The organism is Ulvibacter sp. 2305UL32-6, from assembly GCF_058148545.1.
This window is the reverse complement of record NZ_JBYVKA010000002.1, coordinates 447,097-462,075: the sequence shown is the minus strand read 5'-3', so window position 1 is coordinate 462,075 and position 14,979 is coordinate 447,097. Positions and strand designations below refer to the sequence as shown.

Here is a 14,979-nt window from a genome sequence, read left to right as displayed (position 1 = left end):
TAGCAATTTTTAAAGATGAATGCCTAAACCTTAAAAATTAGGTTAGCATTTTAATAACCTTCGGAATACCAACGGTTGCATTGTCGGCGAGTACGGTGATTCGGTTTGATGAATCAATTGAAGGCTTAGGGTCAACAAAGTAAATAGGCGCATTATTTGACACATATTGCATCAAACCAGCCGCCGGATAAACCTGCATAGAGGTTCCAACAATAATAAGTGCATCTGCTTTTTCCACATGGTCAATGGCAAGATCGAGCATAGGTACCGCCTCACCAAACCAAACGATATGCGGACGAAGTTGATGGCCATTCGGACAAAGATCACCAATGCGTACGTCAGTTTTCCAATCCAGAATATAGCTCTCATTCTTGGAACTTCTAACTTTTAACAACTCACCGTGTAGATGTATTACGGAGGTGCTTCCGGCGCGCTCGTGCAGGTCATCTACATTTTGCGTAACAATAGTCACATCATGTGCTGATTCTAATTCAGCTAAAGCTGTGTGTGCTAAATTGGGTAACACCTTAAGTAATTGCCTTCGACGTTGATTATAGAATTCGAGAACCAAGGCAGGATCATTTTGGAAGCCTTCGGGAGTTGCTACTTGCATAACATCATGCCCCTCCCAGAGTCCGTTGCTATCCCGAAATGTTTTGAGTCCGCTTTCAGCACTTATCCCAGCGCCGGTTAAAACGACAATCTTCATAGTTTTCCTTTTGCAATAAAAGTAATTATTATTTGACAAAGAGGAAGAAGTCAGTAAATAGAATATAAAAATTAGAATCTGGAAGAATTTTTAAAGAGCACCCAACATGTAGTTTGTGTCTTCCTCTAGTTTGTACATCACTCGTCGGAGAGAATATCCAGTACTTAGCATCCCACACCCAACATATCCCGAATCTTTTTATCTTCGCAAAGATGAAACAGACAGACCCAGCCTTACTTTCGCATTTGAAAACGTACTTGACCGAAAGGCGTAGCTCGCTCTTTAAAAAAGTACTTGCTGAACGAACCCGTCATTTTACGGTGGTTACCGAAGATGTTTATCAGTTGCATAATACAAGTGCGGTGATGCGAAGTTGTGATATTTTCGGAATACAGGATCTTCATGTCATCGAAGAGCGTTTAGGGAAGAAAATGGATCGGGAGATCGCTATGGGTGCCCAAAAGTGGGTTGATGTTAAACGGCACCGTTCTGTAAAGGAATGTATTTCTGAACTAAAAGATCAAGGGTTCCAAATTATTGCGACCACACCGCACAACGATTCACAGTTGTTACAAGATTTTGATGTAAGTCAAAAAGCAGCGTTTTTCTTCGGAACAGAACGTGACGGATTAAGCGAGGAAGCCATGCAAGCGGCAGATGGATATTTAAAGATCCCTATGTACGGATTTACTGAAAGTTTTAATATTTCAGTTTCAGCAGCTATTATTTTACAGGAATTGGTCACGCGCCTAAAAGCAAGCGATGTTGCCTGGCAACTTTCCGAAGAAGAAAAAATGGCACTTGAGTTAAATTGGGCAAAGAAAACCATCAAAAGTGCTGATGAAATTATTGAGCGCTTTAACGATAAAAAAAGAGTAAATGAAAACTAATATGGTAGGCTGGTTTGAAATTCCTGTGACCAACATGGAGCGAGCCGTAGCCTTTTATGAAAGCGTATTCAATAGTAAGATCGCTGTTCAGGATTTTGGAGGTGTTGTCATGGGATGGTTTCCAAATGCAGTAGATGCGCCTGGTGCAAGCGGGAGTCTTATTAAGAATGAAGCTTATATTCCAAGCGAAAAAGGTAGTTTGGTGTATTTTTCTTCGGAAGACGTACAAATTGAGTTAGATCGGGTAGATGCAGCTGGGGGAACGGTACGCCAAGGAAAAACGCAAATCTCACCCGAACATGGCTTTATGGCAGTTATTATTGATTCGGAAGGCAATAGGATCGCTTTGCATTCGCGGAAATAAAAAATCTGGTGATCGACGGTAAAATCGAATTTGAAATTTAAAACTTCACCTTCGTGTACCAAAATTCATTTATAAATTCCTTAGGCGAATAGTTTATTTTCATTCAATCATTCAATCATTCAATCATTCAATCATTCAATCATTCAATCATTCAATCATTCTAAAACCATGAAACTCGTTTTTGCTACCCATAATCAGAATAAGCTAAAAGAAGTTCAATCTATACTTCCTAAGCATTTTGAAGTCTTAAGTCTAAACGATATTGATTGTCGTGAAGACATTCCTGAAACTGAAGCCACCATTGAAGGGAATGCCTTATTAAAGGCGCGTTACGTGAAAGAGCATTACGGCTACGATTGTTTTGCCGATGATACTGGTTTAGAGGTAGCTGTTTTAAATAATGAACCTGGTGTTTTTAGTGCTCGATATGCGGGGCCAGAAAATAACGCCGAAGCTAATATGAGCAAGCTTCTTACAAATTTGGAAGGAAAACGGGATAGATCAGCACATTTTAAAACGGTTATAGCCTTGCTTCAGGGTACTTCGGAATTCCTATTTACAGGTATTTGTGAAGGAAAAATCACCGAAGATCGCCAAGGCGAAAAAGGTTTTGGCTATGATCCTATCTTTATGCCGAAGGATCACCATAAGACATTTGCCCAGATGACTTCCGAAGAAAAAAACACAGTCGGTCATCGAGGAAAGGCAATGAGGCAGCTTATTGAATTTCTGTCTAAAGCGTAGCGAAATCGAGAGGGAAGGTGGAATATGGAATATGGATGATGGACTATGGATGATTTTTTAATTTACATACGCAACGCGTTATTTTAATTACCTCATTTTAAGATATATAGCAAGTTTTTTGTACTGCCATTTCCCAACAATATCACAAATAACAGCTTGTTGACTCATATTCCTAAATAAAGATGTACTTTTGCCGCTTCGTAATCTGAAGAATTCAGAAACCGAAGATCCTCAGGGTGAGGGGTGTTGTAGAAGCTGTGGTTTATTTGTTATCGCTTCAAGACAACACAAATAAACATTTTAAACAGATTTATGTCTACATTTCAATCGTTAGGCCTTAACGAAAATTTACTAAAGGCTATCACAGATTTAGGTTTTGAAAAACCTTCTGAAGTACAAGAAAAAGCAATCCCAATTCTTTTAGAGCAAGATACCGACTTGGTTTCTTTAGCTCAAACAGGTACCGGTAAAACAGCCGCTTTTGGCTTTCCGATGCTTCAAAAAATTGACGTCGAAAGTCGTACAACTCAAGGCCTTATTCTTTCTCCAACACGTGAACTGTGTATGCAGATCACCAATGAGATGAATCAATATGGTAAGTACATGAAAGGGCTTAATGTAGTTGCTATTTATGGTGGCGCCAGTATTTCTGATCAAGCTAGACAGATAAAAAAAGGAGCTCAGATCATAGTAGCGACACCAGGTCGTATGAAAGATATGATCGGTCGTCGTATGATCGATATTTCAAAAATTGAATATTGTGTTCTCGATGAGGCTGATGAGATGCTGAATATGGGCTTCTACGAAGATATTACTGAGATTCTTTCGCATTCACCAGAAGAAAAAAGTACGTGGCTCTTTAGTGCAACTATGCCTAAAGAAGTGTCAAGTATTGCTAAGAAATTTATGCATGATCCTGTTGAGGTGACTGTAGGTTCAAAAAACGTGAGTGCCGAAAATGTGACTCATGAATATTACCACGTAAATACTCGAGATCGCTATGCCGCGCTAAAACGTCTGGCAGATGCCAATCCCGATATCTTTTCGGTTGTGTTTTGTAGAACGAAACGCGATACACAAAAAGTTGCTGAGCAATTAATTAATGATGGTTACAACGCAGGTGCGCTTCACGGAGATCTAAGTCAGAATCAACGTGATATGGTGATGAATTCTTTTAGAAAACGCCAAATACAGATGCTTGTAGCGACTGATGTTGCTGCACGTGGAATTGATGTGGATGATATTACTCACGTAATTAATTACCAGCTTCCCGATGAGATCGAAACATACACTCACCGTAGTGGTCGTACTGGTCGTGCGGGGAAAGATGGAATTTCTATGGTGATCGTTTCTAAAAGTGAAGTTAGAAAGATCAGAAGTATTGAAAAGATCATTCAAAAGAGTTTTGTTAAAAAGGAAATTCCGTCAGGAATGGAAATTTGTGAGCGCCAATTAATTCATTTGGCTAACAATATTAAAGAAACTGAGATCAATCACGATATTGATGCTTATTTGCCAAATATCAATGAAGTACTGGAATCTTTCAGTAAAGAAGAATTGATAAAAAAGGTATTTTCAGTAGAGTTTACTCGTTTTTACAATTATTATAAAAAAGCGAAAGACCTTAATAGCTCAGCTGGTGATCCAACTAGTTATACCGAAGATGTTGATAGCGTACGTTACTTTCTGAACATTGGAGGTAAAGACGACTTCGACTGGATGAGTTTAAAAGACTTTTTACGTGATGTATTAAGTTTAGATAAAGACGATGTATATAAAGTAGATGTTAAGGATACTTTTTCATTCTTTAATACTGATAAAAAACATCAAGAGGTTGTGATGTCTGTTTTTGCTGATTTTGAATTAGAAGGTCGTAAGATCAATATTGAAATCTCAACAGATCGCGGAGGTCGCGGCGGACGAAGCGGTGGAGGCGGTGGAAGAGATCGCGGACGCGGACGAGGAAGAGGACGTGACGAATCTTCAGATCGTGGCGGAAACCGAGGCGGATTTAAAAAACGTGGTGGTTATGGCGGAAGCGATGACAGCAAATCAAAATTTAGCGGGAAGCGTCGCGGAAAAGCGAAGCCTAATGCTGGTGGTACTGGTGGTAGACGCCGAAAACGTGACTAGTTTGGTATAAGTCCGATTTTATTTTTTCAACATTAATTTGAAGTCGGACGAAATTTTACCGTAAACTTATCGTCTATATCGTATATTTATGATGTACTTATTATGAAAAAAATAATTCTCCTTGTTTCTCTAATACTTTGCTCTATGGGTGCCTGGTCTCAGGAATCAATCGCGCAACCTCCAATTATTGAGGGAACTGTACTGAATGATGCAAATAACAAACCTTTGGAGAATGTGAACATTGTAAATCTAAACAGTGTAATTGGGGCTACCTCTAATGAAAAGGGGGAGTTTAAAATTCGGGCAACTGTTAACGATACCTTGTATTTTAGCTACTTAGGTTTTAAATCTATTCGTGTTCGTGTGAATAACGACTGGCTAAAATTTGGCGATATCAAGATCAAAATGACCGAATTGGGGATTGCGCTTGAAGAAGTTGTGGTACGACCAGTACAGTTGACCGGTTATGTTGAAGTGGATGCCAAAACCATCCCTATTTATGATAACTATCGCTATAGAATTTCAGGTTTGAGCACAGGATATGAGGGTGGAAGCACCTCGCCCGGCGCTGTAACCAAAGTGCTTAATGCAATCTTTAATCCAGCCGATTTTCTATACAATGTCTTTGGCACAAAGCCTCAACAAATGAGGAAATTGCGTAAGATGAAAGAAGATGACGAGATCAGAACCTTATTGCAATCTAAATACGATCGTGAAACATTGATGGCCGTACTACAATTGGAGCGCGTCGATATTGACGAAATTCTCAATAAGTGTAGCTATTCTAAAGACTTTATTCGAACCGCAAACGATTTGCAAATTCTCGATGCGATCAGCGAATGTTATGAAGAGTATCGCGTACTGAATAGGAAAAAGTAGATTTTTTTTTCTTCGGAAATGCTAAAAATTGGTTAACATCAATTAAAAGCCAGCTTCATATTCTATTTTTATAGTTTAAGTGCTTCCCAATGAAAAAATATATAGATACACAAAGAACCTTCTTTAACACGAACGCTACAAAAGAGATCTCCTTTCGACTTAACGAGCTTAAGCGCCTCGAAAAAGTGCTTAAAGACAATCTTAGTTCACTAAATAAAGCAATCTACGCCGATTTCAAGAAATCTGCTGTTGAAACCCATCTTACCGAATTAGGAATTCTTTTTAAAGATATCAGCGAAGCCAAACACCATTTAGGACGTTGGGCAAAAAAACACAAGGTTCCTACAAACATCCCAAATTTTCCAGCTTCTAGTTATATCATTCCCGAACCACTTGGTGTCTGTTTGATTATTGGTGCTTGGAATTATCCGTATCTACTTACATTAGGGCCAGTGGTTGCAGCTATAGCAGCTGGCAATACAGCCATAATTAAGCCTAGTGAGATCGCTTCGGAAACCTCTAAACTACTTGGCAAACTGATCAATGAAAATTTCGATCCATCTTTTTTAAAGGTAATTGAAGGGGGTGTTCCTGAAACAACCGAATTGCTAGCACAAGAATTTGATAAAATATTCTTTACCGGAAGTACCAAAGTAGGAAAGATTGTTTATCAAGCAGCAGCAAAGCACATGACACCTGTGACACTTGAATTGGGCGGAAAAAGTCCAGCCTTTGTAACAGCCAATTGTAATCTGAAAATGACTGCAAAAAGGCTTATCTGGTCTAAGTTCTTAAATGCGGGGCAAACTTGTATTGCTCCAGATTATGTAATGATAGATGCCAAGATAGAAGCAGAATTTATAGCATATGCCCAAAAAGAGATCGAAAGTGCAAAATATCATTTCGACAATGAAAATTATGTGCAAATTATTAGTGACCAGCATTTTGAACGTTTAGAAAAGCTGTTAGATTCGGGCGACTTGGTGTATGGAGGAAAAAAAGATAAGACAAAGCGGTATATTCAACCTACATTATTAAAGAACGTTACTTTTAATGATAAGGTTATGCAGGAAGAGATCTTTGGACCTATTTTACCTGTTATATCGTACACTTCAATAGATGCAGCCATTGAACAAGTTCGACGATTACCTAAGCCATTATCGTGCTATGTTTTTACTTCTAGTAACAAGCAAAAACGTAAATTACTCAATGAGTTATCTTTTGGCGGCGGCGCCATCAATGATGCCGTAATGCACTTTAGCAACCCAAATCTGCCTTTTGGTGGAGTAGGGAACAGTGGTATTGGGAGCTATCACGGCGAAGCAGGATTTAAAACGTTTAGTCATTTTAAAAGCATCTTAGATAAACCTACCTGGTTCGAATTACCCATTAAATTTTCTCCATATACAAAATGGAAAAAGAAAATTTTGAAATATTTATAATGTTTCAAACAATCATTCATTACAGCCTGCATCTTCTATTCCCAGCATTTATAGCATGGTTTTTCTTTCGAGATTATTGGGTAAAAGCTTATCTAATTCTATTAGCGACCATGTTGGTTGATCTTGATCATCTCATTGCTAATCCTGTGTTTATGGCAGACCGCTGTAGTGTTGGGTTTCATCCGTTACATTCATATTATGCTATCGCTGTATATTTGCTTTTATTACTTCCGAAGAAAACCAGAATTGTAGCCATCGGATTGCTCTTACATATGGCAACCGACTTCCTGGATTGTTCCCTCATGTAAAACTTTGGTACGCTTGTTGAAACCTCAGTTGCGTATATTGACAATAAATAGTAATATTGAAGAATCAAAAATGATTATGAAGAAAGTACTTATACTAACCGTTTTCTTGATTAGCAGCCTCTCAATTGCGCAAGGACTAACCAGCACAAAGCTTATCGATCTATGTGATCAAAGTCTTGGCGAAGTTCAAGAATATATGACTTCTAATAATTGGCATTTCTACTTAGCGACCGATGAAACTGAAAAGAATTACGGAAATGCAAAGTTTGTATTCGATCGTCCGAAGTTCGATCCGATGAAAGATACTGCCGTATATTTTAGTACGTATTATTATTCTGAAGTGGACGATTCAAGTGCTATTGAAATTTATTTTCGCGATAAGATCTACTACGAATCTTTCTTAAGTCAAATTGCAAGTTTAAAATTTAAGTTGATCGATTCAAAAACCCGCGAAGGCAATATTGTAAAGATTTACCGAAAAGGAGGACAGATCATTGAGGTCACTATTCCACCTAATTTTGAAGGTGTAAATTCGTATCGCTTTCTCTTCGCAAAGAAGTCGGATTACAAAAAGATCCGCATCGAATAGTTACGACTATTTCTTGCTAAAGCGATAGGTTTATCTATGGTGATAGGGCTCGTTCCGAAGAATGGTAAAGCCACGATATAATTGCTCAATAAAAAATAGACGAACCATCTGGTGTGAAAATGTCATTGCCGAAAGGGCAATTTTTCCGTTAGCACGTTTGTAGATGTCATCGCTAAAACCGTAGGATCCGCCAATAACAAAGACAAGGTTTTTGAGTCCGCTATTCATTTTCTTCTGAAGAAATCCGCTAAATCCAACCGAATCATAGCTTTTTCCGTTTTCATCCAGTAAAATAAGCACGTCGCTGGCCTGCAATTTTTTTAAAATTTCATCACCTTCAGCCTGTTTTTGTTGCGCTTCCGAAAGATGTTTCACTTTTTTTAGATCTGGAATAATTTCGGCAGTAAAAGAAACATAATGACCAAGGCGCTTTGTATAGTCGTCGATTAGCTGTTTTAGCTGTTTGCTGTCGGTTTTGCCAATGGCCAAAAGTGTGATCTTCATGTTGCGCGTATTATTTGTAAAGGTAATTAAAGCTTTAATAACCGAATAAATTTTTACATGACCATTGAATAGTTATCGTGCTAAAAATCTCATAAGGTGCGCGGCATACTGCTACGGTTTTTATAAATTAGCTAAAAATTGATTTGCCATGATTTCAGATAAAAGATTCAATAAAGAAGTGGATTTGATAATTGCGAATGCTATCCGCGAAGATGTGGGTGATGGCGATCATAGTTCGTTGGCCTGTATTCCTTATGACGCACAAGGAATGGCTAAACTTTTGGTAAAAGATGAGGGTATTATTGCTGGTGTTGAATTTGCTAGACTGGTATTCGATTTTGTAGATCCGGGATTAAAAATGGACATCAAAATACCTGACGGATCTCCAGTGAAGTACGGTGATATCGTTTATTACGTTTCAGGAAACTCTCAGTCCATTTTAAAAAGTGAACGCCTGGTTTTAAACGCCATGCAACGTATGAGTGCGATTGCCACAAAGACCAATGCCTATGTAAAATTACTTGAAGGTACTGGTACAAAGATCTTGGACACCAGAAAGACAACTCCAGGGATCAGAGCGCTTGAAAAATGGGCGGTAAAGATTGGTGGGGGAGAAAATCACCGATTTGCGTTGTATGATATGATCATGCTTAAAGATAACCATATCGATTTCTGCGGAGGAATTACAAAGGCCATCGCACAAACCAAAGAATATCTTAAAGATCACAATCTCGACCTTAAAATTATTGTCGAAGCTCGTGATCTTGCCGAAATTGAGGAGATTTTGCAGTCGAAAGGTGTTTATCGTATACTTATCGATAATTTTAATTACGAAGATACCCGTAAAGCCGTTGCGCTCATAGGCGATACCTGCCTAACAGAATCAAGTGGAGGAATCACCTTAGAAACTGCCAGAAAATATGCTGAATGTGGTGTAGACTATATTAGTAGCGGTGCATTAACGCATTCGGTCTATAATATGGACCTTAGTTTAAAAGCTGTTTAATGACGGACGAGAATTCGGCGAAATCAAAAAGTAAAGTGCTCTTGTGGGTCACCAAACTTTATAATCGAACGCTGGTCCCGCTTTGGGCTTTTTTTGTAAACCTAAGCAAACGTATTGTCATCCCCGGGTTTAAAGGATTATCGCTCCATGATCTATTGACCATTTATATCAATGGTATTATAGAAGGAACTTTTTCTTCCAGAGCGAGTTCAGTAGCTTATAGTTTTTTTGTTGCTTTATTCCCGTTTCTTCTATTTATTCTAAACTTGATCCCGTATATACCAGTTGAAGGCTTTCAAACACGTTTTTTAATTTTTATTGAATCCTTATTACCCGCGCAAACCTCAGATCTGTTTTATCCAGTAATTGCTGATATTGCTGTAAATCCAAGAGGCGGATTGCTTTCCTTTGTAATAATTTTATCTGTTTTTTTAGCGGCCAACGGAGTGAATTCTATTTTTAGCGCTTTTGAGTATTCGGTACATGTAACGATAAACCGTACGTTCTTCCGCCAATATTTTGCTGCCTTGGGAGTTTCCATTGTTTTGGCATTGTTGTTGCTTGTTACGGTAGGAGTGATATTGTATGGTGAATATGCTATCAATACATTTAAGGGGTACGATTATATAAGTAACGATCTGTTTTGGATCAAAACCCTACAAATTACGGTCTTTATTAGTCTGATTTATTTAGCTGTTGCGACACTCTATTACTTTGGTACAAAAGAAGGTAGAAGCTCACGTTTCTTCTCACCAGGTGCTTTAGTCACAACCTTGTTGTTTTTATTGACCACCTACTTTTTTGGAGTGTATATCAATAATTTTTCAACTTATAACGAACTCTATGGTTCGTTAGGTGCTATTTTGATCATGATGTTTTATATTTGGATAAATTCAAACTTATTGTTGCTGGGTTTTGAATTAAACGTATCGCTGCAACGATTAAAAGATAAAATGAATAACGAACATAATAATTAATTAAATAAACCCAACAGATGAAAAAAATACTCATGATTTTTGTGGCCTTAGTAAGTATGAATCTTGCGACAGCTCAAACCCAAGTTGGCGAAGTTACTTTGCCAAATACAGTTAATTTTGGAGGAGCTGAACTTATGCTTAATGGTGCAGGAATTCGTAAAAAGGCGATGGTTTTAAAGTTGTACTCAGGCGGATTATACCTGCCGAGCAAGTCAAGTGATGCTAAAGCGATCATTAATGGAACAGGTAATATGGCAATCAAATTGGTCATTACTTCTAGTTTTGTGTCAAGTGACGCGATGAGTGAGGCTGTTTTAGACGGTTTCGAAGCTTCTACAGATGGTAATATGGCTCCTTTAAAAACAGAGATCGACAAGTTTATCACATTTTTTAGCGAAGAGATCACCGAAGGAAATATTTTTGATATTACACATCAAGAAGGCAAAGGTGTTGTTGCTTATAAAAATGGAAAAGAGCTTGGAACTATTCAGGGAATGGCGTTTAAAAAGGCTTTATTCGGAATTTGGTTAGGTAGCGATCCAGCAGATAACAAGCTTAAAAAAGCCATGTTAGGAAAATAAAAAATGATAAAATCTATCACAAGTTTTTTGTTTGCGTTGGCTTTCTTCGGAAATGTAACAGCGCAAGATGTCTTCGGAACATGGAAGACCATTGACGACAAAACTGGTGTTGAAAAATCGATTGTTGAGATCTTTAAAAAGGACGGTATGGCCTACGGAAAGATCTTGAAATTACTCGACCCCAATGCACCCAAAAATGCAACCTGCCAGAACTGTCCGGGTGATGACGCTAATGTGCCTATTATCGGCCTCGTTTTTATTAAAGATCTATCTAAAGACGGAGATGAATATACCGATGGACGGGTCTTAGATCCTGAAAGCGGAAAGGTATACAAATGTTATATTGCACTCGAAGAACCTAATAAATTGAAGGTTCGAGGCTATCTTGGTTTTTCCTTGTTAGGAAGAACACAATACTGGTATCGAGCCGACTAAGGTTTGTTCATAAATTAAAGCAAAGGCTGTTCGTTAATTGGACAGCCTTTTCTATTTTTATCGTTTAGGCGAGTAAATAATGAGCTGTGAGCAGATAATAGCTATTTACTCATCGTTTAATGGTAAATAATAAATACCATTTTTGAATGAACACCCAACACCAATTACCCGATTAACTAATTAATTAACAGCCGATTTGTTCTTTATAGACGTCATATTGCCGATCCCTTTAAAACAAACCTTTACATATAGTGTAAATAAGGATGAGGCGGCGTTTTTAAAACAAGGCTTTCGCGTAGCAGTTCCCTTCGGAAAATCTAAGATCTATACCGGGATTGTCTATCAAGTACACGATCAGGCACCACAAGGTTATGAAACCAAATCGATTGATCATATTCTCGATGAGACTTCGTTGATCACGCAAGTTCAGTTAAAACACTGGGAATGGATGGCTTCTTATTATATGTGTACTTTGGGCGAAGTGATTAAAGCTGCCCTGCCTAGTGCATTTTTACTAGAGAGTGAAACAATCATCTCGCTTAAAAGTGATTCGGATAGCAAGGATCAAGAAAATTCATTAACAGATGAAGAATTCTTAGTATACGAAGCGTTACAACACCAATCGCAACTTCATATTAATGATATACGCTCCATTTTAGACCAACATAATGTAGTAAAGGTATTACAGCGCTTGTTGGAAAAAGAGGTGATAACAGTTCACGAGGAGGTCTATGAACAATATACCCCAAAGTTGAAACGCTACGTAAAACTGAATGCACGCTATACAGACGAGGAACAACTCCGGTTGCTTTTAGATGATATGACTCGGGCACCTAAACAACGTGCCGTGTTAATGACCCTTTTTATGTTGCAATCGCAAAGTAAAAAGCGAATCGATTCCGTTAGCCTACAAAAGAAAAGTGATGTCACTGCTTCGGTGCTTAAAGCGCTAATTGATAAAGGAGTTCTCGAAGAATATTTTATTCAAAAAGACCGAATAGAATATGCCGGAGACGCCGCTTCCGAAGTGAAAACATTAAGCGAGGCGCAACAAGTAGCGCTTTCAGAAATAAAAGAAACATTTAAAAGTCAGGAAGTGACCTTGCTTCACGGCGTGACCTCAAGCGGAAAAACGGAAATTTATGTCCAACTTATTTCCGAAGCAATTCAAAAAGGAAAGCAAGTTTTATATATGCTACCAGAAATTGCGCTAACTACCCAACTTATTGGCCGATTGCAGCATTACTTTGCTGAAAAAGTAGCCGTTTATCATTCAAAATATTCTGTAAATGAACGGGTAGAGGTTTGGAAAAACGTATTGAGCGCCAAACCGAAAGCGCAGATCGTGATTGGAGCGCGATCTTCCTTGTTCCTGCCGTTTCAGAATCTCGGACTCATAATCGTGGATGAAGAACACGAGCCATCGTTTAAACAATACAATCCGTCGCCACGCTATCACGCACGCGATGCTGCCATCGTTTTAGGTAATTTACATCAGGCAAAAATTTTAATGGGAAGTGCAACGCCTTCCTTGGAGAGTTTTCACAATGCTGAAACGGGTAAATACGGTTTGGTGACCTTAAAAAAGCGTTTTGGAAATGTACTCATGCCCGAAATAGAATTGGTCGACATTAAGGAGAAGCACCGTAAAAAGCAGATGACGGGTCATTTTAGTGATCGTTTATTGGAAGAAATACGGGAGGTTTTAGCGAATGAAGAGCAAGTAATACTGTTTCAAAATAGACGTGGTTTTTCGCCAATCATAGAGTGTACAACCTGTGGGGTCGCACCCCAATGTCCAAATTGTGATGTGAGTTTAACCTATCATCAATATAAAAATGAATTGCGCTGTCATTATTGTGGTTATCATATGGCAATGCTTATTTCATGCATGGCCTGCGGAAGTGAAACCTTAGATAATAAAGGTTTTGGTACTGAGCAGATCGAAATGGAGCTAAAAGCTTTGTTTCCAGAGAAGAATATTGCACGGATGGATCAGGATACCACTAAGGGGAAGCATGCGTATGCCAAATTGATCGACCGACTTGAAAATATGGAGATCGATATTTTGGTGGGAACACAGATGTTGGCCAAAGGCTTAGATTTTAGGAATGTTCGATTGGTGGGTGTGATGAATGCAGATAATTTATTGAATTTCCCAGATTTTAGAGCACACGAAAGAAGTTTTCAATTGTTACAACAAGTTGCGGGTAGGGCAGGGCGAACCAAAAACCGTGGAAAGGTATTAATTCAAACATTCAATCCGTTTCATCAGATTTTGCAGCAGGTGAGTACCAATGCGTATCAGGAAATGTATGATCAGCAAACAACAGAGCGGCATCAATATAAATATCCGCCGTTTTATAGAACGATCAAGATCACTTTTAAGGATAAGAGCCTTCATAAAATGCAGAAAGCTTCTGTTTGGTATGCAAAAGCGTTGGAAATGCAATTAAAAGAAAATGTTCTGGGTCCAGAGGCGCCGCCAGTTTCTAGAATTCGGAATCTGTACATCACCAATGTATTGATTAAAATTCCGAAGAAACAATCTTTGGCAAAGACCAAAACGTATATAGGGAAAATTCAGCGAAGCTTTAATGCGTTGAAAGAATTTTCAACTGTACGAGTTACGCTAGACGTAGATCACTATTAATTGCGAAGTTGTGCTGAAAGCGCTTCAATAAGATCGGCCTTTCGGTTTCGACTTAAAGGAAGTTCTTCTTTGTCGAGTTCAATGACCTTACTATTATAACGTTCAACCTTATCAAGATTTACAATATATGATTTGTGAATTCGTAAGAAACGTTCTGCAGGAAGCAATGATTCAAAAGCTTTCATGGTAGAAAGTACAACAAGGGCATCGTGCTCGGTTACTAATTTAACATAATCACCTAACGCCTCTATGTAACGGAGTTCGTTCAGAAATACTTTCCGTTTTTTCAAATTGCTCTTTACAAAGATAAAATCTTCATCATCAAAACCATCATCATTTTTAAGCTTGTAATTTGTAAGCGCTTTATGGACAGCGTTTAAAAAACGTTCTTTTGATATTGGTTTCCGAAGATAATCAACCGCGTCATAATCAAATGCTTTAAAGGCATATTTGGTCTTACCGGTCACAAAAATAATTTGCGGTTTGTGAGTAAGATCATCTAAAAGGTCAAAACCAGAGAGAATAGGCATTTCAATATCAAGAAAGATAAGATCGATATCGGTATTTGCCAGCCCCATCTTCGCTTCAATTGCGTTGTTATATTCAGCAACTAAATTTAATGAGGGGTGATTCTCAATGAGTTTTACGATAGAGAGTCGCTGCAACGTAGAGTCGTCCACGATAGCACATTTAAGTACAGGTTTATCCACGGGGTTTGTCTTTTATATTCTTACAATGATAGCCAAAAAATCGATGAATGACAAC

Annotated in this window: 16 protein-coding genes; 13 read left to right on the top strand and 3 right to left on the bottom strand. The window is 38.3% G+C overall.

Going from position 1 to position 14,979, the window contains the following annotated elements; all coding sequences use genetic code 11:
- Positions 1-37 precede the first annotated feature (37 nt).
- Positions 38-709, bottom strand: coding sequence for an SIR2 family NAD-dependent protein deacylase (locus ACY2RU_RS07940; RefSeq protein ID WP_490137903.1), 672 nt, complete (start codon positions 707-709; stop codon positions 38-40).
- 212 nt (positions 710-921) lie between these two features.
- Between ACY2RU_RS07940 and ACY2RU_RS07935 the strand changes: the two genes are divergently transcribed.
- The 8 genes from ACY2RU_RS07935 to ACY2RU_RS07900 all read left to right on the top strand — a co-directional run bounded on the left by ACY2RU_RS07935 (position 922) and on the right by ACY2RU_RS07900 (position 8,058).
- Complete coding sequence (locus ACY2RU_RS07935; protein ID WP_490137902.1) at positions 922-1,599, top strand: TrmH family RNA methyltransferase; 678 nt, start codon at positions 922-924, stop codon at positions 1,597-1,599.
- Positions 1,589-1,963 (top strand): VOC family protein, encoded by a 375-nt coding sequence (locus ACY2RU_RS07930; RefSeq protein ID WP_490137901.1) that lies wholly within the window; start codon positions 1,589-1,591, stop codon positions 1,961-1,963. The genes ACY2RU_RS07935 and ACY2RU_RS07930 overlap by 11 nt, the downstream gene beginning before the upstream one ends.
- A gap of 168 nt (positions 1,964-2,131) precedes the next feature.
- Entirely contained in the window at positions 2,132-2,707 is a 576-nt protein-coding gene (locus ACY2RU_RS07925; protein ID WP_490137900.1) for a non-canonical purine NTP diphosphatase, read from the top strand.
- A gap of 312 nt (positions 2,708-3,019) precedes the next feature.
- Positions 3,020-4,840, top strand: coding sequence for a DEAD/DEAH box helicase (locus tag ACY2RU_RS07920; RefSeq protein ID WP_490137899.1), 1,821 nt, complete (start codon positions 3,020-3,022; stop codon positions 4,838-4,840).
- 102 nt (positions 4,841-4,942) lie between these two features.
- Entirely contained in the window at positions 4,943-5,719 is a 777-nt protein-coding gene (locus ACY2RU_RS07915; protein WP_490137898.1) for a carboxypeptidase-like regulatory domain-containing protein, read from the top strand.
- Positions 5,720-5,808: 89 nt separating this feature from the next.
- Positions 5,809-7,161, top strand: coding sequence for an aldehyde dehydrogenase (locus tag ACY2RU_RS07910; protein ID WP_490137897.1), 1,353 nt, complete (start codon positions 5,809-5,811; stop codon positions 7,159-7,161).
- Positions 7,161-7,469, top strand: coding sequence for a DUF6122 family protein (locus ACY2RU_RS07905; protein ID WP_490137896.1), 309 nt, complete (start codon positions 7,161-7,163; stop codon positions 7,467-7,469). Before ACY2RU_RS07910 ends, ACY2RU_RS07905 begins: the two co-directional genes overlap by 1 nt.
- Before the next feature lie 76 nt (positions 7,470-7,545).
- The gene (locus ACY2RU_RS07900) at positions 7,546-8,058 is read left to right on the top strand and encodes a hypothetical protein (RefSeq protein WP_490137895.1); all 513 of its coding nucleotides are present in this window, start codon (positions 7,546-7,548) and stop codon (positions 8,056-8,058) included.
- 30 nt (positions 8,059-8,088) lie between these two features.
- Here ACY2RU_RS07900 and rlmH read toward each other — a convergent pair whose 3' ends face one another.
- Positions 8,089-8,562: a 23S rRNA (pseudouridine(1915)-N(3))-methyltransferase RlmH gene (rlmH, locus tag ACY2RU_RS07895; RefSeq protein ID WP_490137894.1), complete on the bottom strand. Its 474-nt coding sequence runs from the start codon at positions 8,560-8,562 to the stop codon at positions 8,089-8,091.
- 148 nt (positions 8,563-8,710) lie between these two features.
- On the opposite strand from rlmH, the gene nadC reads away from it, so the two are divergent.
- The 5 genes from nadC (at position 8,711) to priA (ending at position 14,214) form a co-directional block, all read left to right on the top strand.
- Positions 8,711-9,568 carry a carboxylating nicotinate-nucleotide diphosphorylase gene (gene nadC / locus ACY2RU_RS07890; protein ID WP_490137893.1) on the top strand — a complete coding sequence of 286 codons (858 nt, stop codon included), beginning with the start codon at positions 8,711-8,713 and terminating at the stop codon, positions 9,566-9,568.
- The gene (locus ACY2RU_RS07885) at positions 9,568-10,545 is read left to right on the top strand and encodes a YihY/virulence factor BrkB family protein (protein WP_490137892.1); all 978 of its coding nucleotides are present in this window, start codon (positions 9,568-9,570) and stop codon (positions 10,543-10,545) included. Before nadC ends, ACY2RU_RS07885 begins: the two co-directional genes overlap by 1 nt.
- A 17-nt stretch (positions 10,546-10,562) precedes the next feature.
- Positions 10,563-11,126: a chalcone isomerase family protein gene (locus ACY2RU_RS07880; protein WP_490137891.1), complete on the top strand. Its 564-nt coding sequence runs from the start codon at positions 10,563-10,565 to the stop codon at positions 11,124-11,126.
- Between the two features lie 3 nt (positions 11,127-11,129).
- Positions 11,130-11,561: a DUF2147 domain-containing protein gene (locus ACY2RU_RS07875; RefSeq protein ID WP_490137890.1), complete on the top strand. Its 432-nt coding sequence runs from the start codon at positions 11,130-11,132 to the stop codon at positions 11,559-11,561.
- Between the two features lie 196 nt (positions 11,562-11,757).
- Positions 11,758-14,214, top strand: a complete 2,457-nt coding sequence (gene priA / locus ACY2RU_RS07870; RefSeq protein WP_490137889.1) for a replication restart helicase PriA — start codon at positions 11,758-11,760, stop codon at positions 14,212-14,214.
- On the opposite strand, the gene ACY2RU_RS07865 is transcribed toward priA, so the two are convergent.
- Entirely contained in the window at positions 14,211-14,924 is a 714-nt protein-coding gene (locus tag ACY2RU_RS07865; protein WP_490137888.1) for a LytR/AlgR family response regulator transcription factor, read from the bottom strand. The two genes, priA and ACY2RU_RS07865, sit on opposite strands and share 4 nt — an antisense overlap.
- Positions 14,925-14,979 lie beyond the last annotated feature (55 nt).